Consider the following 23,278-nt stretch of genomic DNA (forward strand, 5'->3'; position numbering starts at 1 on the left):
CCGGTCTAGGTTTCCCATGAACGCACCCTCGCTGATACCCACCGATGCACCGATGCCTGCCTCCTTCATCCGGCTGGTGCTGCCGCAGGGCGAACACATCACCGCAGAAGTGGCGGGTGCGTTCGCGGAGCAAGCCCATACGGAAGCGGCCGGCGTCCCCCGTCCTGTTTTGCTGGTGATCACCGGGGTGGCATCGCTCAGCCGCGAGGCACGCGGCGTTCTGAGCCGCTCGCGGTCAGCATCGGCGCTTGCGGTGGTTGGAGCGAGCGCTGTGGACAGGGTGCTCGCTAACTTCCTCCTCGGCGGGGAACCGCCGCCGTGCCCAACGCGCTACTTCGGGGACGAAGAGTCCGCCGCTGACTGGTTGACGGGGCGCACGTATGACAGCTGACGACGGCGACCCCCGCCTGGCCATGCTGGTCAACGGCATCGTGCGGCTGTCCCGGGGAGACCTCAGCAGCCGGATGACCCCCTCCCCCGCGCGGGATGACGTTGACGCTGTCATCACCGGGGTGAACCTCCTCGCCGAAGAACTTGAACTGGTCTACCGGCAGTTCGAGAAACGCGTGGAGAACCGCACGGCCATGCTTCACCAGGCACATCTGGATATGAAGCGCATGGCAATGACCGACGCACTCACCGGATTGTCCAACCGCGTGGAGCTCGTCGAGAAAATCGAGGAGTCGCTCACTGCCCAACACGACGGCGCCCCTCCCCCTGCGCTGCTGTTGCTCGACCTCGATTCCTTCAAGAACGTCAACGACCGCTTCGGGCACGACGCCGGCGACGATGTCCTGCGCGAAGTCGCGGAGCGTTTGCGCAGCGTAGTCCGGGCTACAGACACCGTTGCCCGGCTGGGCGGCGACGAGTTCGCCATCCTGGTGACCGAAGCCACCATGGAAATTGCTCTCAGCGTGGCACACCGTGCACTGGAAGTGCTTGAGAAGAGCATTGACGTGGATGAGTTCAGCGTGCACCCCCGCGCGAGCATAGGCCTTCGGCTCGCCACCGGCGAACACACGGCGGCATCGCTACTGCACGAGGCCGACACAGCCATGTATGCGGCGAAGAACGAGGGCCGCAGCATCATCAAGACGTTCGAGCCCGTGATGCTCTTTAACCGGCAGCTTCGCACGCTCATGGCCTCCGAACTGCGGGACGCCATCGGGACGGACCAACTGTGCGTGCACTACCAGCCGGTGGTCAACCTGGACGACGGATCAGTCAATGGCGTGGAAGTCCTGGTGCGCTGGGACCATCCAACCCGGGGCGTGATCTCGCCGGAATCCTTCATCCCGCTCGCAGAAGAGATAGGCGCCATCTCAGAGCTCGACCGGTGGGTTATGGCCACCGCGCTGCAGCAATACGCGATCTGGCGTGCGGCGCTCCTGATCCCGGAGGATTTCCAGGTACGGGTCAATATCTCGGCCATCGAGCTGCGCCAGATCGACATGGTGGACTTTGTCCGCGGACTCCTCAAACGCATGTCCGTGCCACCGCCCTCACTGGTCATCGAAATCACTGAGTCGGCGCTGATCAGCGGCGGTGAGGTGGAAACCTACTCGTTGCTCAGCTTCAGGCAGTTGGGTGTGTGCATTGAGATTGACGATTTCGGAACGGGTTATTCGTCCATCAGCTACCTTCGCAAGCTGCCGGTCGACATGGTGAAGGTGGACCGCTCCATCCTGCAGGAGCCCGCAACCGGATCCTGGCAGCCCGAGTTTGTGGCCGCCGTCTTCCAGCTCATACGGGCAGCGGGCCTTGGGGCTGTCTTCGAGGGCATAGAAACCGAGGAACAGGCCGAGTTCCTTCGCTCCCTCGGTGAGCTCAGCGGTCAGGGCTACTACTTCAGCAGACCCTTACCCGAACCGGATGTCACCGCGCTGCTGCGCTCGGGCAGTGTCCTTCCGCTGAAGTCCTCCCACTGACGCCCCGCGGGAGCTGACGAAACCGAAGCCCGGCCCCCGTCGGGGAACCGGGCTCCAACCTGTGCAGTTTCGGAATCTGCTAGACGAGGCGGGTCATCCAGCCATGGGGATCCTCGACCTTGCCGGTCTGGATTCCGAGCAGCTGCTCACGCAGGGACATGGTGACCTCCCCGGCCGACGGATCCGGTGCGCTGATGACATCGTCGCCGTCCTTGAGCTGACCGATCGGGGTGATCACTGCGGCAGTGCCGCAGGCGAAAACCTCCGCGATGTCGCCGCTGCTGACGCCGTCGCGCCATTCATCGAGCGTGATGACGCGCTCCTGGACGTTCAGTCCGCGGTCCTTGGCCAGCTGAATGATCGAGGAACGGGTTACCCCTTCAAGGATGGTCCCGCTCAGCGCGGGGGTGACGAGCGTGCCGTCCTTGAAGACGAAGAACACATTCATGCCGCCCAGTTCCTCGACGGCGTTGTTGTTCAGCTGGTCGAGGAAGAGCACCTGCTTGCAGCCGTGTGCCTCTGCCTCCAACTGTGCCGCAAGCGAGGCCGCGTAGTTGCCGCCGCATTTCGCGGCGCCCGTACCGCCCCGACCGGCGCGCGCATAATTCCGGGACACCCAGATGGAAACAGGAGCCAGTTCGCCGCCGAAATAGTTTGCTGCGGGTGAGGCGATGACCCGGTACGACACCTCGCGGGCCGGACGGACGCCGAGGAACGCTTCGGTGGCGATCATGAACGGACGCAGGTAGAGGCTCTCGCCATCACGCGTGGGCACCCACTCCTTGTCAGCTGCGACGAGCTGGCGAAGAGATTCCAGGAATATCTCCTCGGGCAGTTGGGGAAGTGCAAGCCTTGCTGCTGACCGGTTGAGCCGCGCCGCGTTCGCCTCCGGCCGGAAGGTCCAGATGGATCCGTCCGCATGGCGGTACGCCTTCATACCCTCGAAGATTTCCTGACCGTAGTGCAGCACTGCAGCGGCCGGGTCCATTGCAATGGGCCCGTAGGCTTCAAGGCGTGCGTTTCCCCAACCTCCCTCACCGGCGGCGTCGACCGTGTAGTCGACCACGACGGTGTGGTCGGTGAAGTGGTTGCCGAAGCCGGGGTTGGCGAGAATTGCCTCCCGGTCCGCCTCCGGCTTGGGGCTCGCGGATGGGTACTGGGCGAATTCCAGCTGCGTAGCTGTCATGGTTCCTCCACGGTTACCTGGCCGCCGCGTGCACTGCGGACGGACCCTGTCATGCCTCGCGGTGATCCCGAACGGGATGCACTCGGACGGCTAGTTGAGTTAACGCTTCCTAACCAGCTTAGGACACCGCGGCGGCAATCGCATCGCCGACCTGCGCGGTGGCGCGCGACGCGCCGGACCGGGTGGCGACGTCGTTCTCCACCGCCTGCTCAATCCGTGCCGCCTGCTCTCCGAAGCCAAGGTGCTGCAGTAGCAGCGCCGCGGAGAGAATCGCCGCAGTAGGATCTGCCTTCTGCTGTCCCGCGATGTCGGGGGCGGAGCCGTGTACCGGTTCGAACATCGAGGGGGCAGTGTGGTCCATGTTGATGTTTCCGGACGCTGCCAGGCCGATTCCGCCGGTAACGGCTGCGGCGAGATCGGTGATGATGTCACCGAACAGGTTGTCGGTCACGATCACATCGAATCGTGACGGGTCGGTGACCAGGAAGATCATCGCCGCATCTACGTGGAGGTAGTCATGAGTGACCTGCGGGTACTCTGTGGCGACAGCTTCGACGGTGCGCTTCCACAGGTGACCGGCATGCACCAGGACGTTGTGCTTGTGCACCAGAGTGAGGTGTTTCCGGGGGCGTTCGCTGGCCCTACGGAATGCGTCACGGACCAGCCGCTCAACACCATGTGCCGTATTCACCGAGACCTCGGTCGCGATCTCGTGTGGCGTGCCCGTGCGCAGTGCGCCGCCGTTGCCCACGTACGGCCCTTCGGTGCCCTCGCGGACCACCACGAAGTCGATCTCGCCGGGATTGGCGAGGGGACTCGTCACACCCCGGTAGAGCCTCGACGGACGCAGATTGACGTAATGGTCGAGGCTGAAACGAAGCTTGAGCAGCATCTCCCGCTCAATCAGGCCGGAGGGAATGCGGGTGTCTCCCGGGGCAGCGCCAACGGCACCGAACAGGATGGCGTCGTGTCCGCGCAACCGGTCCAGGGTCTCCTCCGGGAGCGTCTCCCCTGTGGCCAACCAGTGCTCGGCGCCGAGCTTGTACTCGGTGAGGCTCAATTCCGTGTCTGCGGCGGACGTTGCCGCACGGAGCACCTTGACCGCCTCGGTGATGACCTCCGGTCCGATTCCGTCCCCGGGGATTACTGCCACATTGATGCTGGATGAAGTCATGGGATTAGCGTAGGCAACTATCCCGCATCACGGACAATTCCGGTTCGTATATTGAGACGGGTACGCACGGCCGCCTTGCCCGCCACCTCCCCTATTCCGGAGGTGGCCCGCGGCGGTTCGCGTACGGAAAGAACTCCACCCGTGGGGCGATGCCCGTTGCTCTCAGCCCGCCCTAGAGTTGGTAGCTATGGATGCGCACCACCGGTTGGCCACCTGGCTGCGGGAGAACCACGGAACGGTCGACCTTGTAGTGGCGGGAGCAGCGTTCGTCCTCCTGGCTCTGCCGTTTGTGCTCACTGGATCGCCGGCGGAGTTTGTGGTGTCGACGGCGCTGGTGATTCCTTTGGCATGGCGACGCCGGCGGACCGTCGCTGCTGCCTCCACGGTCGCCGCCGTATCCGTCAGCCAGCTTCTGATCAATCAGCCACCGGTTCCTGCGCAGTTGAGCGTCCTCGTGATGGTGTATACCCTCGCGGCATATGCCCCGCGTTGGGCAAGCCTCGGCGGTCTGGGCATTGCGTGTTTCGGCATGGTAGCCGGCGTGGCGCAGTTCGGGCTGAACCAGTACGAGACCGGCGTTGCTGAGCTCCCGCTGTATGCGCTGTACATCTTCTTCGCCGTGGCTGTGGTGCTGCTCTGCTGGGCCTTCGGCGATCTAGCCCGCAACCGCAGACTCACACTGCAGGCGCTGGAGGACCGAACCCGCAGGCTGGAGATCGAACGCCAGCAGGAACGCGACCTCGCCGCCGCCGATGAGCGCAGCCACATAGCCCGCGAGATGCATGACATCGTTGCCCATTCCCTGTCGGTGATGATTGCCCAGGCCGACGGCGCCCGTTACGCCGCCGCTGCGGATCCCGCCGTCGCAACATCCACGCTGGGAACCATTGCGGCAACCGGGAGGGGATCGCTACGCGAGATGCGCCGGCTGCTGGGCGTGCTGAGGAACGATAACGACACACCCACCCGCCCGCTGCCGACTCTGGCGGAGGTACCTGCCCTGATCGAGACGGTGAGACGGGCGGGGCTCGATGTGGCGCTGACCTACCTCGGCACGCCGCGGCGACAGCTCCCCGCCGGCGCGGAACTCACCGTTTACCGGGTGGTTCAGGAGGCCCTGACGAACGTTCTGAAGCATGCCGGACCCCGGGCGTCGGCATACGTTTCCCTGTCCTGGACGGGGAAAGGCCTCGAAGTGACAATCGACGACGACGGACGCGGCGCCGCGTCCGACGGCATGGGGAATGACACGGGAAGCGACAATTGCGGTCAGGGCATCAGGGGAATGGCGGAACGGTTGAAACTTTACGATGGGACTGTGGAAACCGGTCCGCTCACCGGCGGCGGCTTCCGCGTCCGCGCACAGATCCCCTACACAGAGGCCTGAATGAGCACCCCTCTAACCACCGCAACCATCCGTGTGGCCCTGGTCGATGACCAGCATCTCGTCCGCAGCGGTTTCTCTATGCTGATCAACTCCCAGCCGGACCTGGACGTCGTTTGCCAGGCCGGCACCGGCACGGAGGCGGTGTACCTGCTGGCGTCCACGGCAGCCGACGTCGTACTCATGGACGTGCGGATGCCCGGCATGGACGGGATCGAAGCGACCCGGCGCATCCTGGCGCAAGCACAGGAGCCTGGGCCGCGCATCATCGTCCTGACTACTTTTGATCTCGACGAGTACGCGCTTGCCGCGATCCACGCCGGAGCCAGCGGCTTCCTGCTGAAGGACGCACCTCCCGAGGAACTTCTGGAGGCGGTACGGACGGTTCATCGCGGCGATGCTGTCATTGCCCCGTCCACCACACGCCGATTGCTTGAACACGTGGCGCCGCTGCTGCGGGCACCGTCTGCGGCGAACGAACGGGCGAAAACCGCGGTGGAATCCCTCACTGCCCGCGAGCGCGAGGTGTTCACCCTGATTGCCCAGGGAAGGTCCAATACGGAGATCGCCTCGGACCTGTTCCTGTCGGAGGCGACCGTGAAGACGCACGTCGGGCACATCCTCGCCAAGCTCGGCGCCAGGGACCGGGTGCAGGCCGTAGTGCTGGCCTACGAGGCCGGCGTCGTTCAGCCCTGATCCCCTCATCCCGTTCTCCCGTCCACCTCATCCCGGGGTAGGAGGCTGGAGCCTGCAGAAACCTCCCCCCGTCCGATCCGCGGGCACCCACGCGTTTCCTAGCGTGGAACCATGACACCGAATCCTTCAACGGCCACCGCGCCGTCGTCCGTCTCCGCCGCAGCGGTTGCTGCTGAAACCCTGAACAAGTCCTATGGCAGGGACAACACCATCGTGCACGCGCTGCGCGATGTAACGGTTGCTTTTCCGAGCGGTCGCTTCACCGCAATCATGGGCCCGTCCGGGTCCGGGAAGTCCACCCTGATGCATTGCCTTGCGGGACTGGACACAGCGGATTCAGGACGTATTTATCTGGGCGGAGCGGACATCACCGGACTGAACGACGCCGAGCTGACGCGGTTGCGCCGCGACCGCGTGGGCTTCGTGTTCCAGTCCTTCAACCTCATCCCAACCCTCACTGCGGAACAGAACATCACCCTCCCGGTAGCCCTCGCGGGAGGGAAGGTGGACCGCGAATGGCTGGAACAGATCTGCACCATCCTCGGCCTGACTGACCGGCTCAACCACCGCCCGCATGAGCTCTCCGGAGGACAGCAACAGCGTGTAGCGGTGGCCAGGGCCCTGCTGACCAAGCCGGACGTCATCTTCGGCGATGAACCGACCGGAAACCTGGACTCGCGTTCGGGAGCCGAAGTGCTGGCACTGCTGAGGCGCAGCAGCCTGGAGATGGGTCAAACCATCATCATGGTCACGCACGACCCGGTGGCCGCGTCCTATGCCGACCGGGTGATCCTGATGCAGGACGGCGCCCTGGTCGGGGAGCTGGACCGGAGCACGCCCGATGCGATCCTCGCGGCGCTCTCGCAGCTGGGAGCGTAACCGTGCTCACAGTTGCCCTTTCCCAGGTTGCGAGGCACTCCCGCCGCTACATCGCCGTCGGTCTTGCCGTCATGCTCGGCGTAGGATTCCTCGCAGCGACCCTGATGGTAGGTGGAACCACTACCGCCACCCTGCAGAACAGCATCGGCACCGAGTACGCCAAGGCTGATCTGGTGGTCTCCGACGCAAACGGCAATACGCTTCCTGCCGACGTGGCTGAACGGGTGGAAGCCGTCCCCGGCGTCCAGGATGTCCACGCAGATACGCAGGGGGTCTTTGCCCTCGCCGCCTCGTCAAGGACAAACGTCGCCTCCATCGCCACGCTCGCATCGCCTGCGTTGGAATCTCTGAAAATCGAAGAAGGTCGACTTCCAACATCCGCCGGTGAGATAATCATCGACTCGGAATCAGCTGCGCAGCTGGACCTGGCGGTCGGTGACCTCGTCGAGGGCGCCCCGCTGAGCGAGGGAACGCCCGCAGAGAACGTCGCCTCTGCCGGTGTGGAACTGGCCGTGGTCGGGTTGAGCGAGCCGTCCACACACCCCTTCGCCTCCGGAATGATCCAGGTGCACGCGGTCGGTTCCCAAGTTGCGGTGCTCGCGGTCGACGCTGCTCCTGCCCGGCTCCAGCTGGCCCTGAGCGATAGCGCTGATCAGACTCAGGTCCGCGAAGCCCTGCACCCGACCCTGAACGACGCCGGCGTCGATGCTTTGGTACTCTCCGGTTCAGAGCAGACCGCCGAGGATGTCGCCGCCCTGTCCGGCGGGCAGGACCAGCTGACCATTATTCTCCTGGCGTTTGCGGTCGTCGCCGTCATTGTCACCGCGTTGGTGATCTCGAACACCTTCGCCGTGCTAGTCGCCCAGCGAACCCGCGAACTGGCGCTGTTGCGCTGCATCGGGGCAGGCCGCGGCCAGATCCGGCGCTCCGTACTCATCGAGGCGGCTGTGGTGGGAAGTGTCGCCTCGGCGCTCGGGGTGCTGCTGGCTGCGGGCGTTATGTGGACCCTGGTGTCGATTGCACGTACTGTTCCGGGCAGCGAGTTCGCAACCCTCGCCGTGCCGATGTCCGCCGTAGTCATCGGCATGGTGGTGGGCATTACGATGACTCTTGCTGCTGCACTGGTACCCGCACGGACGGCGACCGCGGTCGCACCCCTGGCGGCCCTTCGTCCGGCGGATTATGCAGGGATCGGTACCCGTCGCGGACGTCTTCGACTACTGTTCGGCGTGACGCTCCTCGTCGGTGGAAGCCTGCTCCTCGCCGTGGGCGCGATCACCGCCAACCTGCTCGTTGCCCTGCCCGGCGGCGCCTTGTCGTTCCTCGGGCTGCTGCTCTGCGCCGGTCTCTTCGTCCCGGCACTCGTCACGAAGGTGGGTGGGCTGGCGAAGCCGCTCGGCGTGCCTGGAACGCTGGCGGCGGTCAACGCGGTACGCAATCCTGCCCGGACCACAGCCACGGCGACCGCCCTCATCGTCGGTGTCACTCTGGTCAGCATGATGATGACCGGAGCGCAGACCTCACGTACCGCCTTCGATGATGCCCTGGCTCAGAACTATCCCGTGGACCTGGCCGTCGTGCTCGAGGGTAGCCAACCGGCGGAGCCCGCGAACCTGCTGCTGGCAATGGAAGGTGTCGAAGCCGTGGTCCAGCCCACCCCCGTCGCGCAGACCGGCGAGGACAGCGGCGCTCAGGTCGTGTACACGCTCTCGCCAGCTGAGGCGGAAGCAGTCCTGCGTTCCGAGACCGCATACCCACAGGAGGGTGCCGTCATTATGCCCGAGGGCACAGAATCGGTTGCACTCACGGTCGAGGGTTCGTTCTCGGAACAGACGCTTCCAGTGGTGGAGGCTGAGAGCAGTACTCTCGTGCCGCTCATTGCAGAGTCGACGGCGGCGGACCTCGGTGTTGCGCAGGATTCCGGCGGCGCGGCGGACCTTATTTGGCTGAAGCTGGATGATTCCATGAGCTCCGGCGACATCACTCAACTGCGTACGGAGATCGTCAACTCCCTCGGCCTGGCCGAGTATCTCGTTTCAGGAGCGGCACTCGAGCGTGCGACATTCAATCAGATCATCGATGTGCTCCTCCTCGTGGTCACCGCTCTCCTCGCCGTCGCCGTCCTGATTGCATTGATCGGGGTAGCCAATACGCTGTCCCTTTCGGTACTAGAACGCACCCGCGAGTCGGCGCTGCTGCGCGCTCTGGGGCTGACCAAAGGCCAGTTGCGCGGAATGCTGGCCGTTGAAGCCGTGCTGATCGCCGGCGTCGCGACCCTGATCGGAATCGGGCTCGGGATGCTCTACGGCTGGTTGGGTGCCCAAGCCGCACTGGGCTCAGTGGCCGTGGTGACGCCGTCATTCCCATGGCTGCAACTGCTGGGTGTACTCATCGTCGCCACGGTCGCGGGCCTCGCGGCATCGGTGATGCCGGCACGCCGCGCTGCCCGGCTCTCCCCCGTCCAGGGATTGGCCGTAGAGGGCTGACCTGAAAGGATTGCTTCACGGTCCGCGAGTGCGGACCGTGAAGTCAACAGGAGGACCGGTGAAGAAACCTGCCCACGCAGAACCGCAGTGGATGTGCCGCTATCTTGAGGACCATCTCCTCGGAGCGACGGGCGGAGTACGCCTGTTTGATGCAGCCGCACAGACATGGAAGGGTACGCCGCACGGGCGCACCCTTGCCCGTCTCCACGACGAGATCGACAGCGAGCGCTCCGAGCTTCATCGTTCGCTGAAGGCTCTCGGACATCGCCCGAACGTCTTCAAGATGGGCTTCGGGCATTTGGGCGCAGTCGCTGCTCGGCTGAACCCGCTCAACGCACGCAGAACCGAGAAAGGCCCCGGCGCTCAGCTTGAACTTGAAGCACTGCAGAGCCTGGTCCGCGGCAAGCAGGCACTGTGGGAGACGCTCCTGGTCCTGCTGGACGCCGGCTGGTCCTTCCCCGGGTACGACCGCGATCACCTCAGGGAGCTCGCCGAGCGGGCACGCGGACAGCAGCAGGAGGTTGCTGCCATCATGGTGGCGACGGCGGCGGACCGTTTCCGTTCCTGAACTGCGTCGGCTTGGCAGGACACAGCGTGTCCTGCCAAGCCGCTTTTCTGACAGGCCGATCAGGCCTCGGCGGGTTCCTCGTACTTCGGGAAGATCGGAGTAGGCGCCGGCAGTGCGATTCCGACTACGAGCGGTGTGGCGAGCGCATCGAAGCGGCGCGCGGCGTCGTCGTCCTCCGTGCCCTGTCCCAGTGCTGTGAGCAGTTTCGCCGCGCCGTCGGGCATTACCGGCTGCACAAGGATGGATACAATCCGGAGGATCTCCAGCGTCACGTAGAGGACGGTGTTCATGCGGTCCAGGTCCGTCTTTCGCAACACCCACGGCTGCTGCTCGGCGAAGTACGCATTGGTATCGCCGAGGACCGTCCAGATCGCCTCCAGCGCGCGGGACAGTTCCTGCTTCTCGTACGCCGCCCGGCAGGATCCGAGCAGGGTATTCGCGGCCGCCAGAATGCGCTGGTCGGCGTCTGTCAACGACGACGGCGCCGGCACCAGTCCATCGCAGTTCTTCGCCACCATCGACAGGGACCGCTGGGCGAGGTTCCCCAGATTATTTGCGAGGTCCGAATTCATGCGGCTGACGATCGCCTCATGGCTGTAAGAGCCGTCCGCCCCGAAGGGCACCTCGCGGAGCAGGAAGAAGCGGATCTGGTCGCGGCCGTACTGTTCCATCCAGTCCTTCGGCGCAATCACGTTGCCTAGTGACTTGGACATCTTCACGCCCTTGTTGTGAAGGAAGCCGTGGATCATCACACGCTTGGGCAACTCAATGCCTGCCGACATCAGGAACGCCGGCCAGTAGATGGCGTGGAAGCGGGAGATGTCCTTGCCGATCACATGGACGTCCGCCGGCCAGTACTTGCGGAAGGACTCCGATTCGGTGTCAGGGTACCCGACGCCGGTGAGGTAGTTGGTGAGCGCGTCCACCCAGACGTACATGACGTGCTTGGGGTTGCCGGGCACCGGTACACCCCAGTCAAAGGTGGTGCGGCTGATCGAGAGGTCATCCAGTCCGCGTTTCACGAAGCTGATCACCTCGTTGAACCGTGACTGCGGCGCACCGAATTCGGGCTGGTCCGCGTACAGCGCGAGTAGCCGATCCTGGTAGCTGGACAGGCGGAAGAAGTAGCTCTCCTCCTCCGTCCACGTGAGCTCCGTGTCGGTGTCCTTCGAGTAGCGGATGCCGTCCTCGCGGAGCTCCGTCTCTTCCTCGGTGTAGTAGGCCTCATCCCGTACCGAGTACCAGCCGGCGTACTTGTCGAGGTAGATGTCGCCGTTGGCCTCCATCCGCCGCCAGATGTCCTGGGAGGCGGCGTAGTGGTCCTCGTCCGTTGTGCGGATGAAACGGTCGTAGGTGATCGCGAGGTCGGCGTGAGCCGCCTTGTAGACTGCGGCGTTGCGGTCCACGAGCTCCTTGGGGGTGATCCCCTCTTTCTCGGCCGTCTGGGCAATCTTCATGCCGTGCTCGTCAGTACCGGTCAGGAACATGACGTCGTAACCATCCAGCCGCTTGAACCGCGCGATGGCGTCGGTAGCCACGTATTCATACGCATGCCCGATGTGGGGCACGCCGTTCGGGTAGGTGATTGCCGTGGTGATGTAGAAAGGGGGTTTCTGCGCAGAACTCACCCTAGAAAGTTACCCTGCCGTGGTTGGGTTGTCGCATCATTGCGCCGGCGGTACCCGCGATCATGGTTTTCCCATGGTGGAAACCGAACACTACTTGCATGGCACACCAGCTCGACGACCGCCCCGTTTCCCGCCCACGGGCTGTTCCCCGGCACCGGATACTTGTTCCTGCCGCGCTCCTGATCGGCGTGATGGGCGGGACAACATGGGTGCTCACGAACAGCGTTGAGGAGGAGACGCCCACGATGCTCGGCGCATCGGACACGGTGGATGGCGGACTCGCCCGCATCAACGGAATCCTGCCACTGGAGACGGACGGGTGGGCACCTCCCGATAACGGCGCAGCATTGCAGACGGAAATGCCCGACGGCGCTCATCGCGTGCGCGTGCTACTCGAACTGACGGCGCTGGAACCGGACGGCATTACGTTCAGGGCCTCGGACTACTTCATTGACGGTCTTGGCACGGGCGAACCGCGGGTCATCTGGGCATCACCGTCCGAGCACACCGCCGAGCAGGGCGAAACCATCGACGCCACACTGGTCTTCGAAATCCCGAACAATGCCCTTGCGCTGGTACTCAGCGACGACGGCGAAACCCGGCTTTCGCTGGGAACTGAGCATCACACAGCGGGTCAGTGAGTACAGTGAGTAGCCGTCTCCGCTACTCAGGAGACCACCCGGATCGATACTCTCGCATTTTCGAGTAGTGCCCCCGAATCCTCTCCGATCGGGGGCATATTTTCGGGTAGACCCTACTCGTGATCCGTGTTTCTCGGGTCCCTAGGTTTGATCTCGTCATCACAAGCAAGAAAGACGAGGTCTCGCTCATGTTGCAGTCAGACACCTTCTCACCGTTTCACTCCGGTATACCTGCGGATGCGCCAGGCGTGCCGGCATTCCTGAGCGTCCAGCTGATCGGCTCCCTTCGTATCCGGCGCGGTGATACCGTGCTGACCGCCCGGACCCTCGGCGGCCCGAAGCCGCGCCAGATCCTGGAGATCCTCCTGCTGAGCCTCGGCACCCCCGTTTCGAAGGACCGCCTCATCGAGGTCCTCTGGGAAGGGCACGCACCGACAGAAGCGCTTCCTACGCTTGAAAGCTACGTCAGTGTCCTTCGGCGGAACATCCAGCCCGGCAGCGGCAAGCAGGGTCCCCTGCGTACCACGACGGGCGGCTATGTCATGGACGCCGCCATGGTGGACCTGGACGTGTTCCGCTTCGACCAGCTCCTTCGCCAGGCACAGCAGAGCGCACCGCAAACGGCGCTTGAGCTGCTCCATGAGGCCCTCGCACTCGCGACAGCACCGTTGCTCGGTGACGAATTGCTCCCGGCATGGGCGGAAGATGAGCGGGAACTCCACAGCTCCCGGGTCCTCGAAGCGACCGTTCTGGCGGCAGAGACGGCCGCAGAGCTCGGTGCCGTGTCCGAGTCGATCGAATGGGCGCAGAAAGCCCTGGGTATGGACGCGCTGAACGAGCGGGCCTGGCTGGTCCGCGTCGGTGGCCTTGAGCGTTCGGGACGATACGCAGAAGGTCTTCAGAGCTACGAGAAGTGCCGGCGGGCCATGATTCGGGAGCTGGGCTGCGCACCCGGACCCGGCCTGAAGGCCGCACACGCACGACTCCTGCAGGCTACCGCCGAGAGCGAAGGGGAACTCTCCGATGTTCTGTCTGCGCTCCTTGTTCTGCACAGCCAGCTCAGCAGGACAGCTGCACCGGTGGCGGCAGCAGCATCCCCGCAGGTGGTGCGGCAGTCCCTGCGGGAAGCTACCCACGTCATCAACTCGTTCCTCGTACGGGCGATGTCCGGAGCGTAAAACTTCCCGTCCCGTGCCCGTCCGCGATGGGGCGGGAGGGCGCGGACGGGACACTGAGAGGGTTTCTGCCCATGAGGGCGGGAACCCTTTCAGTGTGTCCGGGAGGGCCTTTCGGTGTTTCGTTGCAGATGTGAGCCGGCACGAAAGAGAAGGACCATGGCGGGTGGTCGAAGCTACCCGCCATGGTCCTTCCCGGTCGAACCGGTCCTACGCACTCACGCGATCAGGAAGGAACCCCATCCGCTCCCGATCTGCGTCCGGGTTGTGACCCGCCCCGTGCCGGTTCCCGGGTACAGCCACAGCCTTCCTGCGGAGTCCCGCGCCAGGAGATCGGAGCGCGAATCGCCGGTCTGGTCGCCGATGCCGATCAGTGTGTACCCACGCCAGCCGCTGCCGAACTGACTCCTGGACTGGAAGCCGCCGATGCCGTTCCCTGGGTAAAGCCACAGCCGCCCCGTGCTGTCGTACGCGATCACGTCCGAGCGGCTGTCGCCGTTGAAGTCACCGGTACTGTCCATCCGGAAGCCGTTCCAACCACTGCCTGCGAGGACCCGAGACTGGAACCCATTGGCTCCGTTTCCGGGGTAGAGCCAGAGCCTGCCGGACGAGTCCCGCGCGAGCAGGTCGGATCGCTTGTCTCCGTTGAAGTCGCCTGGGGCGGTGAGGGTGAAGCCGCTCCACCCCTTTCCGATCTGAACCCCCCGCTGCAACTTGCCCGCGCCGTTGCCGCGGTAGAGCCAGAGCCTGCCGGTGGAATCGGTGGCGATGATATCCGCGATGGCGTCACCGCTGAAGTCGGGGGTGGCAATAATGCTTCGCATTCCCTGCCAGCCGGTTCCGAACAGTGATCGGGTCTGGAGGTGCCCTGCCCCGTTCCCGGGATACAGCCACAGCCTTCCAACGCTGTCCCGCGCAACCACGTCACCGATTCCGTCCCCGTTGAAGTCTTCCTTCAACTCGGAACTGACGGGCGTAACGGGCTGGGAGAGAGCAGAGAACTCACCGGCGCCGAGGGCGTTTACAGCCCTCACCTGGAAGCGGTACTCCGTTCCGTTGGTAAGGCCGGTAACCTCGAGACGTGTGGCTTCCGCACCGGCTGCCCGAAGGGCTCCCACCGGCTGTCCATCAGCACCGACCACCTGGACTGCGTAACCGGTGAGGGCAGAACCGCCGTCGGTTTCGGGTGCCGTCCAGTTCACCATTACGGATCCCGCCCCCGCAGTCACCGCTCCGACCACGGGAACGCCCGGAACAGTCACTGGCGTGACCGGTTCCGAAGCCGCCGAGAGCGCGCCGTCACCGTGGGCATTGAATGCAAGGACCCTGAAGCTGTAAGCCGTGCCGTTGGCAAGGCCGGTAACCTCCGTGGTCGTCGCTGTCCCCGTGAGGGGAATGTTCTGGATGAGGGTCTCTCCGACGAGCACCTGCACCTTGTATCCCGTGAGCGCTGTGCCGCCGTTGGAAGTCGGCGCGGTCCATGAGAGACTGACGACGCCGTTGCCGCCGACGCCCGTCACGTCCACCGGTGCGTTTGGCACGACGTCCGGGACTACCGGTGCGGACAGGGGCGAGAACGCACTCGTCCCGATTTCGTTGGAAGCGCGTACCTGGAAGCGATATGCCTGCCCGTTGGTCAGCTCGTTCACAACCGTGGTGGTTTCATTGCCGGGGACTTGCCGGAGTGCTCCGACAGGGGCCCCGCTGGCGTCCACCGCGCGCACTTCATAGGTGGTGACGGGAGAAGCCGGTGCATTCCATTCCAGGTTGACGGAGCGGTCGCCCGCGGTTGCGGCCGCGACCTCCGGCACACCGGGTGCCACTGAATCCGCGAACAACAGCTTTTCGACGTTCCGCAGGGTGTCAACGCCGTCGCCGTCACCGAGTTCCGGCAGGGCATCCGGGTCATCACCGAGGTGGGTCACCGTGGTGACGCTGCCTGGAGCCCCCAGAGCCGCACCCGATGGAACGGTGGTTACGGTGTAGTTCTGTTCGAGGTCCGAGAAGACGGCGCTGTCCACATCACTACCGGTGCCACCGTCGACGATTTCCCGGACAATGACGATGTTTCCGGGATCGACGTCACCGGCGAAGACCGCAGCCTGCAGGGTCCGTGAGCTGCCGGACAGGTACGGCTTGTCCATTGCCTGGGTGCTGCCGATTTCCGTCGCAGGATCCGCAGGGTCGGTACGGACGCTCAGCCGCACGCGCAGTTGCCTGTCCCCATCGAGGATGTCGTTGCCGGCACGGCCCTCAAGGACATCGCTGCCTCCACCTCCCAGGATGATATTGCCTTCGCCCCAGACGCCGCCGTTATCGGTTGCGCCGGCGGGAAGCAGGTCCCCGAGGCCGCTGATCCGTGCCACACCTTGGCCGTCAAGCCAGTTCTTCCCGGAGAAGCCTTCGCCCTCGACCAGCCTCGGGACAACGTTGTCGCCGCGCAGCACATCGTTCTTTCCCGCACCTGAGAGCGCCTCCACCTCCGCGTAACGGTCCCGCAGGACGTCCACGGGCTGCGGGACACCGAGTAGCTTCAGGGCAAGGTCGGCGTTTGCCGCCAGCGGGTCGAACTGGTGACTGGACCAGTCGAACCCGGCCGCGCCCGCATTCCGCTCGATTCCGGGATCGGCAAGCATGATGTCGTCGCCGCCTTCGGCGTCGTAATCGTCGTCGCCGTTCCCGCCGATCAGGACATCGTGGCCGGGATCGTTCGGATCGTCGAAGAACGGGGCGCCGCTGTCGCCCATCAACAGGTCGGCACCTTCGCCGCCCTGCAACCAGTCGCTCCCGGAGTCACCGCGGGCCATATCATTACCACCGCCGGCGATGATGAAGTCATTGCCCACGCCGCCGAAGACGTTGTTCGTGTTGGCTCCGCCATTGATGAAGTCCTTTCCGTCACCTCCGAGGATCAGGTCCAGGCCGGGACCTGCGTCGAGTGCGTCGTTACCGGGTCCGCCCTTGAGGACGTCGTCGCCGGCGGAGTCGGTGATGATGTCGTTGCCCTCTCCTCCGAGGGCGGTATCGCCGCCGTCGTTGCCTTCAATGATGTCGTTGCCCTCGTTCCCGAGGAAGGTGTCATTGTCGACGCCGCCCCACACCCGGTCGGCCTCAGCCGTGCCGTTGTAAACGCTCTGGCCATTGATACCGGCCGGATCGACGGAATTGGTGGTTCGGTACCGGATGGTGCCGTCGGGCATCCTGATCAACAGCGACTCTTCGTTGCACTGCGACAGCGGATCGTCCAGCACTGTTGTGCCACTGAATTGCAGCCGGCCGAGCTCGAACGTGCAGTCGGAGGTCCCGAAGACATCAGCCTTCATGGCGGTGGCGGTGGTGTTGCGCATGATGATCTCGGCGAAAGAGTTACCTTCCAGCTGGGAGAGGAGGTTCATGCCGCCGGTTCGTGCCAGGTAGTAGAACCGGTCTCCGCTTTGCAGGTCGAGCATCTGCTGCTCGAAGACGTAGTTGAACGTTGACCCGAGCAACCCGCCGAAAAGATTGGTGCGCTCGGCAAGTCCTCCCACCCACAGATCCACTTTGTCCAGACCCGTCTTTGACGCATCCCCATCGTTCGCCCATGCTCCGGTTGAGCCCATGAAGTCCGCCGCGTCCGTGGGGACTGTGCCCTCCGCAGCGTCGATAGGCGGGTTCACCAGTAGCGTGGCGGCTGCCCGCTTGTCCGCCAATGTCGTGGCGTCGGTGATGGTTGGGTGCTGGCCGTAGGCAGCGACGAAGTTCACCAGCGACTGAGGGTGCTTCAGGTTCAATCCGAAGTCGATCCAGTTGGTGTAGGGCTTCAACTGTCCGTCGTTAGTGGTGTTGTAAAGCTGTTTGCGCAGATTGTTCAGCGATGGGATGCCGGTTTCCCGGGCGCGGCCGATATTGATGGCGGCCAGATCCAGCGGCAGCCCCAGGAGGTTGTTGCGCAGGGTGTCCGTTGTGAACTCGTCGAGCTCGTTACCGACCTGGTCAGACATGCCCATGGCGATGGCTCCCGCTGCCTCCTTGGGCGTCAACTTTCCGGCACTTCCGCCGTCGAAGTATTCCTGCGGATTGAGGAAAGCGTCCAGCAGCGGGACATCGTTGGTTGAGCCGTCGACATTGGTCCGCGAAACGGTGTCGGTCAGCATGGAGTGACCGAAGCGGTAAACCGCGTGGGCGAACTCTGCAGTGATGGCCGGGTTGACGTCATCGTGGTAGGTGCCGAAAGGTTCGATGAGTGGCTGTACCTTGCGGGCGAACTCCTCGAAAGCCAGGTGTTGGTACTCCATCTCGGTCACGAACCGTGCAGCCTGGAAGATACGCTCGCCGTTCCAACCGTCGGCGCCGGCTGCGCTCCTCCATTCGGCCAGGGCAGCTATGCCACGGGCGGAAGTGTCTGCCTCCAACGTGCGCTTGATGTCATGCACCATGCGGTTGTGCTCGGAGTGGAAGACCTGGTGGATCATGGTGAGCGCCACGTTCTCGTTGACGCGGCCGTCACCGGCGACGAAGTGCGCATCCAGCATCTCGTTGTCGTAGGTGCTTCCCGGTGCTCCGGGAGGAGTGATGACATCGTCGGCGTCGGGCGTCAAGCCGGGCTTCGGCACAGCGTTGTGGGCGATGTCGTCCAGGAATGCCTCGTTGATCCGGAGAGCATTGTCCGGAACCGGGACCGGAGCGGCGACATTGCCCTCGACCAGGCCGTCAGCCGTTACATACTGGGGCAGTCCGCGTGCCGGGCCGGGGATGAACTTCCCGTACGGGTCGACGGCGATCATCGGAATGCTCAGTGCATCGGAATCAACCAGTTTCAGGCCCAGCTTTGTTTCCGCTTGCGCCTTGAGCATCGCCCAGGTGCCCATGCCGCCGTCCGCCGATTCGAGGAGGATTCCCGTGGACACCGGCTTCCCGTCGACGTTGTTGGCGTACTCCCTCAGGAACACCTGATGGGAGGGGTCGGAGCTGTAGGTCTGTGACTGGTCCACATAGGGGTTGGTCCGGTTGGTCGCCTCACGTACGTCGTCAGCGGTGCCAAGCTGCCCATCCGGGCCCGGCTGGTTGGTTGCCCGGGTGAGCACCATGAAGCGCATACGGGCCGGAAGGTCGTCAGCGGTTCCCAACTGGCCGTCCGCTCCGGGAATCAGCGGATCGTCGTCCTTCAGCGGAATGAAGACAGCACTTCCGGACTTGTTGACCAGGTCCAGGCCATGGTCGAAGAACTGGCCGAAAATGGTGAACAGGGAGTTGTAGGGCGGTGATAGCCCGACGTCGGTGGTGATGTTCGGAATGAAGAGTGTCTCCCCGGCGGGCACGCACCCTGCCGGCAGTCCCTCGGCGTCACACGGGACAACGCCTTCGTTGCCCTGGCTTCGCACTGGATACTGGGCCGCGGCGACGGCTGCGGGATTGGTCGAGGTTTGGTCGACGATCAGGTTGCTGATGACGCGGGGGTGGGAATCCACCACGTTTCCGATGCCGTCATAGGTTGTCTGCCCGGGTTGGCGAATAATCGCTCCGTCTTCGGCGGCGTGAAACTCCGGCGTAGTCATGCGGGGGAACGGGTGGTTCGAGGCACCGAAATTCTCGCGCTCGGCCTGCAGGTTGTTGCAGGATCCGTCCACGGTGCGAAGTCCGTAGGAGACCAGCGGCCCCGGCACCTGGTCGGGTGAGGTGCCGAGCAGCGCGCCGCAGGGTCCCGTTTCTGACGTGGTGTTGCGGACGTGCGCCTCAGAAATCTTGATCTGGCGCAGGATGAACGCCAGGTCCGAGGACGTCACGTTGAATCCCTGTCCGACCGGCGCCGCCTGCGCGGGTCCAGCAATGAGGGGCAGACCAACGCCCGTGAGCATGACAAGCGAGGTGAACGCTGCAAGTGTGCGCCTGAACGGGAACGCCCACGGCCGCGTCTGCGCGGCCGGGTGCTCCTCCGGAGTGTGTGGTGCCTTTCCCATAATTCCTCCCAAGACCTAGTCGACGGACTTCCGCCGGTGCCGCAAGGGTTTCGTACGAGCGTTATGAATACCTTGGGAGGGTCAGGGTTTCCCCAAGCAGACAGGCGGATCATCGAACCAGTCGACGGTTGGAGTTGGATTCATGGGTAACCACGTGGTGATCACCACACGCAGTTCCTCCGGCTCCGCAGTGCATCGCCTGCTGGTGACGCTCACCGCAGCGGCATTCGTGCTCACGCTGCGGCTCTGGGTTATGGAGCCGCTCTGGGTTTCGTCCTCAAGCATGGAACCGACCATCGCCGAGGGGAGCGTCGTACTGCTCTACCGGCACGGCGAAGTCACGGAAGGTTCTTTAGTCTCATTCCAGAATCCCGTCGAAACGGGAACAGTCCTCAAACGGGTTGTGGCCGTAGGTGGGCAGACAGTCGCCATCAAGGACGCACGGCTCTACATTGACGGCACCGCGGTGCCGGAACCGTTCGTTGACCATTCGCGTATCGACGGTACGTACTTCGGGCCTGTCACCGTGCCGGACGGCCACGTCTTCGTCATGGGCGATAACCGTGCAGAGTCTGTGGATTCCCGCGAATTCGGTCCACTGCCTGTGGACGGCGTCGAGGCAACCGTCGTCTGGCCGGACGTGTCCTGAACCCACGGGACGAACCGTGGCTTAAACGACGGGGGCGTCCGCGCGAAGAACGCGCAGACGCCGCCGACTCATGGTTGCGGACCAACTAGTCCTGCAGGTCCACCTCACGGGCAACCGAAGCGCCGATGGCTTCCTTCAGGCTCTCCAGAACGTCCTGGGGCACAGAGCTGTCCACGGTGAGCAGGGAGAGCGCCTGGCCCCCCTCCTTGCTGCGGGCAACCTGCATACCGGCGATGTTGATGCCGCGCTCCCCCAGCACCTGGCCGAGGGTACCGATCACTCCGGGCCGATCCTGGTACAGGATCACCAGCAGGTGCTCGCTGATGGGAATTTCCAGGTCATAGCCGTTGACGCCCACGAGTTTCTGGATTTGCTTCGGTCCTGTCAGGGTACCGGCCACCGAAATCTGGGAACCATCGGACAACGCGCCGCGAATTGTCAGTACGTTTCGGTACTCCTCCGAGTGGTCGGTTGTGACTAATCGGGTGTTGATACCCCGCTGCTCGGCGAGAACCGGTGCGTTGACGTAGGAGACCTGTTCGGAGACGACGTCGGTGAAAACGCCCTTCAGTGCGGCCAGTTCCAGCGCCTTCACGTCGAGTGATGCAATCTCGCCCGCTACCTCGACCTCGATCTGCGTGAGCGAGTCGTGGGTCAGGGCGGTGAAAATACGCCCAAGCTTTTCCATTAGCGGGATGCCGGGACGCACGTCCGGCGCAATGACGCCGCCCGCAACATTGACGGCGTCGGGCACGAGCTCACCAGCCAGGGCAAGGCGAACCGACTTGGCGACGGAAATGCCTGCTTTCTCCTGGGCCTCGGCCGTAGACGCGCCGAGGTGGGGTGTGACCACAATGTTGTCCATCTCGAAGAACGGCAGGTCAGTGCTGGGCTCCTTGACGAAGACGTCAACACCCGCGCCGGCGATCTGCCCCTCCTTCAGGGCACTGTAGAGCGCCTCTTCATCGACGAGCCCACCACGGGCCACGTTGACCACGTAGGCGCTGCTCTTCATCTTTTGGAAGGCGGAGGCCCCGAGCATGCCCACGGTCTCCGGCGTCTTTGGCATGTGGATGGTGACGAAGTCCGACTCGGCCAGGAGCTCGTCCAGTGTTACAAGCTGCACACCCAGCTGCGCAGCGCGGGCGGAAGTGACGTACGGGTCATAGGCGAGGATTTCGGTGCCGAAACCCTGCAACCGCGCCGCGACCAGCGCGCCGATACGGCCGAGGCCGATGATGCCGATCTTCTTCTCGTAGAGCTCCGTGCCCGAGTACTTGGAGCGCTTCCACTCGCCGCCCTTCAGCGCGCCGCTGGCCTGCGGGATGTGGCGGGCAAGGCTGAGGATATGACCGACGGTGAGTTCGGCAGCAGAGATGATGTTCGAGGTCGGTGCGTTGACCACCATCACACCGGCCTGCGTGGCGGCCTTGATATCAACATTGTCCAGCCCCACGCCTGCGCGGGCGATTACCTTGAGTTTGGACGCCGCAGCGATCGCCTCGGCATCCACCTGGGTTGCGGAACGCACGAGAATAGCGTCCACGTCAGCGATAGCTGCTAGCAGCTTGGACCGGTCGGCGCCGTCGGTCTGACGGATTTCGAAGTCCGGTCCGAGCGCGTCCACGGTTGCCGGCGAGAGTTCTTCAGCAAGGAGAACTACTGGTTTTTCCACGGGAGATCCTTCGCAGTGCGTTGGGCAGAAAAGTTCGAAGTATGTCGTTCAGGAGTTGCGTTAAGTGTAGTTTGCTGCGCTGGACCACCCACTTTGTTACCCCGATTCGGGGCAGATGAGAGAAGCGCCACACATAGGCGCGGCCGGACCGGCGGAACACTCCGCCGGTCCGGCCGCCCTATGAAGATAATCAGCGCCAACGGCTAGCGGGCGACTGAACCTTCGGTGTAGTCGTCGTTGGTCTTGATCCACGAGAACAGCTTGCGAAGCTCGCGTCCCGTTGCTTCGATCGGGTGATCCTCACCCTGCTTGCGCAGCTTGGCGAATTCGGGAGCACCGGCATCCTGGTCGTCGATGAAGCGCTTGGCGAAGGCACCGTTCTGGATGTCCGCGAGGACGGCCTTCATGTTCTCCTTCACCTCAGGGGTGATGACCCGCGGGCCGGAGACGTAGTCGCCGTACTCGGCCGTGTCGGAGACGCTCCAGCGCTGCTTGGCGATGCCGCCTTCAACCATCAGGTCGACAATGAGCTTGAGCTCGTGCAGCACCTCGAAGTAGGCAACCTCCGGCTTGTAACCGGCCTCGGTGAGGGTCTCGAAACCGTACTGGATGAGCTGGGACGCACCGCCGCAGAGCACTACCTGCTCACCGAAGAGGTCGGTCTCGGTCTCTTCGGTGAAGGTGGTCTCGATGACGCCCGCGCGGGTGCCGCCGATGGCCTTCGCGTAGGACAAGGCCAGCTCACGTGCCTTGCCGGATGGGTTCTGCTCCACGGCAATCAGGTCGGGAACGCCGCGGCCTGCTTCAAACTCGCGGCGGACGATGTGGCCGGGGCCCTTGGGAGCCACGAGGGCAACGTCGACATCCGCCGGCGGCTGGATGTAGCCGTAGCGGATGTTGAAGCCGTGGCCGAAGAACAGTGCGTCCCCGGGCTGCAGGTTGGGGGCGATGTCCTCGGCGTAGACATGGCGCTGGACCTGGTCCGGGGTCAGCACCATGATGAGGTCAGCCTCGGCGACGGCGTCGGCAACGTTCAGGACGCGGAGGCCCTCGGCTTCGGCCTTGGCACGGGACTTCGAGCCCTCCTTGAGGCCGACGCGGACGTCGACTCCGGAGTCCCGCAGGCTCAGCGCGTGAGCATGGCCCTGGCTGCCGTACCCGATAACAGCCACGGTGCGGCCCTGGATGATCGAAAGGTCTGCATCGTCGTCGTAGAACAACTCGGTCACTTGTATTTCTCCTGTGATGTGATTCTGCTGCCCACCTATCGTGG

General features: G+C 64.1%; 16 protein-coding genes. 10 read left to right on the forward strand and 6 right to left on the reverse strand.

Translation table 11 applies throughout. From position 1 onward, the window contains the following. The first annotated feature begins 16 nt into the window (after nucleotides 1–16). Both AC4D1W_RS04380 and AC4D1W_RS04385 read left to right on the forward strand, forming a co-directional pair. Nucleotides 17–391, forward strand: coding sequence for a DUF7793 family protein (locus AC4D1W_RS04380; RefSeq protein WP_490889029.1), 375 nt, complete (start codon nucleotides 17–19; stop codon nucleotides 389–391). After that, on the forward strand, nucleotides 381–1,928 hold the full coding sequence (locus tag AC4D1W_RS04385) for a putative bifunctional diguanylate cyclase/phosphodiesterase (RefSeq protein WP_490897938.1): 1,548 nt from the start codon (nucleotides 381–383) through the stop codon (nucleotides 1,926–1,928). Before AC4D1W_RS04380 ends, AC4D1W_RS04385 begins: the two co-directional genes overlap by 11 nt. A gap of 79 nt (nucleotides 1,929–2,007) precedes the next feature. Here the strand turns inward: AC4D1W_RS04385 and AC4D1W_RS04390 are convergent, their stop codons facing one another. Then, the gene (locus tag AC4D1W_RS04390) at nucleotides 2,008–3,114 is read right to left on the reverse strand and encodes a branched-chain amino acid aminotransferase (RefSeq protein ID WP_490897939.1); all 1,107 of its coding nucleotides are present in this window, start codon (nucleotides 3,112–3,114) and stop codon (nucleotides 2,008–2,010) included. Nucleotides 3,115–3,232: 118 nt separating this feature from the next. Next, a complete protein-coding gene (locus AC4D1W_RS04395) occupies nucleotides 3,233–4,288 on the reverse strand; it encodes a 3-isopropylmalate dehydrogenase (protein ID WP_490889034.1) in 1,056 nt (351 codons plus the stop codon). 187 nt (nucleotides 4,289–4,475) lie between these two features. Between AC4D1W_RS04395 and AC4D1W_RS04400 the strand changes: the two genes are divergently transcribed. The 5 genes from AC4D1W_RS04400 (at nucleotide 4,476) to AC4D1W_RS04420 (ending at nucleotide 10,301) form a co-directional block, all read left to right on the forward strand. Further along, nucleotides 4,476–5,675: a sensor histidine kinase gene (locus tag AC4D1W_RS04400; RefSeq protein WP_490889036.1), complete on the forward strand. Its 1,200-nt coding sequence runs from the start codon at nucleotides 4,476–4,478 to the stop codon at nucleotides 5,673–5,675. Beyond that, complete coding sequence (locus tag AC4D1W_RS04405; RefSeq protein ID WP_490897940.1) at nucleotides 5,676–6,368, forward strand: response regulator; 693 nt, start codon at nucleotides 5,676–5,678, stop codon at nucleotides 6,366–6,368. A 111-nt stretch (nucleotides 6,369–6,479) separates the two neighbouring features. Then, a complete protein-coding gene (locus AC4D1W_RS04410; RefSeq protein ID WP_490889040.1) occupies nucleotides 6,480–7,247 on the forward strand; it encodes an ABC transporter ATP-binding protein in 768 nt (255 codons plus the stop codon). Between the two features lie 2 nt (nucleotides 7,248–7,249). After that, nucleotides 7,250–9,733, forward strand: a complete 2,484-nt coding sequence (locus AC4D1W_RS04415; protein ID WP_490897941.1) for an ABC transporter permease — start codon at nucleotides 7,250–7,252, stop codon at nucleotides 9,731–9,733. 58 nt (nucleotides 9,734–9,791) lie between these two features. Then, nucleotides 9,792–10,301, forward strand: coding sequence for a hypothetical protein (locus AC4D1W_RS04420; RefSeq protein WP_490889044.1), 510 nt, complete (start codon nucleotides 9,792–9,794; stop codon nucleotides 10,299–10,301). Nucleotides 10,302–10,360: 59 nt separating this feature from the next. Here AC4D1W_RS04420 and metG read toward each other — a convergent pair whose 3' ends face one another. Next, a complete protein-coding gene (metG, locus tag AC4D1W_RS04425; protein ID WP_490897942.1) occupies nucleotides 10,361–11,929 on the reverse strand; it encodes a methionine--tRNA ligase in 1,569 nt (522 codons plus the stop codon). 98 nt (nucleotides 11,930–12,027) lie between these two features. On the opposite strand from metG, the gene AC4D1W_RS04430 reads away from it, so the two are divergent. Then, a complete protein-coding gene (locus tag AC4D1W_RS04430) occupies nucleotides 12,028–12,570 on the forward strand; it encodes a hypothetical protein (RefSeq protein ID WP_490897943.1) in 543 nt (180 codons plus the stop codon). A 188-nt stretch (nucleotides 12,571–12,758) separates the two neighbouring features. Next, complete coding sequence (locus tag AC4D1W_RS04435; protein WP_490897944.1) at nucleotides 12,759–13,748, forward strand: AfsR/SARP family transcriptional regulator; 990 nt, start codon at nucleotides 12,759–12,761, stop codon at nucleotides 13,746–13,748. A 215-nt stretch (nucleotides 13,749–13,963) separates the two neighbouring features. Here AC4D1W_RS04435 and AC4D1W_RS04440 read toward each other — a convergent pair whose 3' ends face one another. Beyond that, nucleotides 13,964–19,681 (reverse strand): peroxidase family protein, encoded by a 5,718-nt coding sequence (locus tag AC4D1W_RS04440; protein WP_490897945.1) that lies wholly within the window; start codon nucleotides 19,679–19,681, stop codon nucleotides 13,964–13,966. A gap of 142 nt (nucleotides 19,682–19,823) precedes the next feature. Here AC4D1W_RS04440 and lepB point away from each other — a divergent pair, with 142 nt between their 5' ends. Further along, the gene (lepB, locus tag AC4D1W_RS04445; RefSeq protein ID WP_490889052.1) at nucleotides 19,824–20,330 is read left to right on the forward strand and encodes a signal peptidase I; all 507 of its coding nucleotides are present in this window, start codon (nucleotides 19,824–19,826) and stop codon (nucleotides 20,328–20,330) included. Nucleotides 20,331–20,415: 85 nt separating this feature from the next. Here the strand turns inward: lepB and serA are convergent, their stop codons facing one another. Beyond that, entirely contained in the window at nucleotides 20,416–22,005 is a 1,590-nt protein-coding gene (gene serA / locus AC4D1W_RS04450; protein ID WP_490889054.1) for a phosphoglycerate dehydrogenase, read from the reverse strand. A 203-nt stretch (nucleotides 22,006–22,208) separates the two neighbouring features. Continuing rightward, on the reverse strand, nucleotides 22,209–23,234 hold the full coding sequence (gene ilvC / locus AC4D1W_RS04455; protein WP_490889056.1) for a ketol-acid reductoisomerase: 1,026 nt from the start codon (nucleotides 23,232–23,234) through the stop codon (nucleotides 22,209–22,211). Between the last annotated feature and the right edge of the window lie 44 nt (nucleotides 23,235–23,278).

This window comes from Arthrobacter sp. TJ-170 (assembly GCF_058269305.1).

Excerpts from the sequence above, each read along its gene's own strand:
- AC4D1W_RS04380 (WP_490889029.1), top strand. The coding sequence starts at position 17 with ATGAACGCACCCTCGCTGATACCCACCGATGCACCGATGCCTGCCTCC.
- AC4D1W_RS04385 (WP_490897938.1), top strand. The coding sequence starts at position 381 with ATGACAGCTGACGACGGCGACCCCCGCCTGGCCATGCTGGTCAACGGC.
- AC4D1W_RS04390 (WP_490897939.1), bottom strand. The coding sequence starts at position 3,114 with ATGACAGCTACGCAGCTGGAATTCGCCCAGTACCCATCCGCGAGCCCC.
- AC4D1W_RS04395 (WP_490889034.1), bottom strand. The coding sequence starts at position 4,288 with ATGACTTCATCCAGCATCAATGTGGCAGTAATCCCCGGGGACGGAATC.
- AC4D1W_RS04400 (WP_490889036.1), top strand. The coding sequence starts at position 4,476 with ATGGATGCGCACCACCGGTTGGCCACCTGGCTGCGGGAGAACCACGGA.
- AC4D1W_RS04405 (WP_490897940.1), top strand. The coding sequence starts at position 5,676 with ATGAGCACCCCTCTAACCACCGCAACCATCCGTGTGGCCCTGGTCGAT.
- AC4D1W_RS04410 (WP_490889040.1), top strand. The coding sequence starts at position 6,480 with ATGACACCGAATCCTTCAACGGCCACCGCGCCGTCGTCCGTCTCCGCC.
- AC4D1W_RS04430 (WP_490897943.1), top strand. The coding sequence starts at position 12,028 with ATGGCACACCAGCTCGACGACCGCCCCGTTTCCCGCCCACGGGCTGTT.
- AC4D1W_RS04435 (WP_490897944.1), top strand. The coding sequence starts at position 12,759 with ATGTTGCAGTCAGACACCTTCTCACCGTTTCACTCCGGTATACCTGCG.
- AC4D1W_RS04440 (WP_490897945.1), bottom strand. The coding sequence starts at position 19,681 with ATGGGAAAGGCACCACACACTCCGGAGGAGCACCCGGCCGCGCAGACG.
- lepB (WP_490889052.1), top strand. The coding sequence starts at position 19,824 with ATGGGTAACCACGTGGTGATCACCACACGCAGTTCCTCCGGCTCCGCA.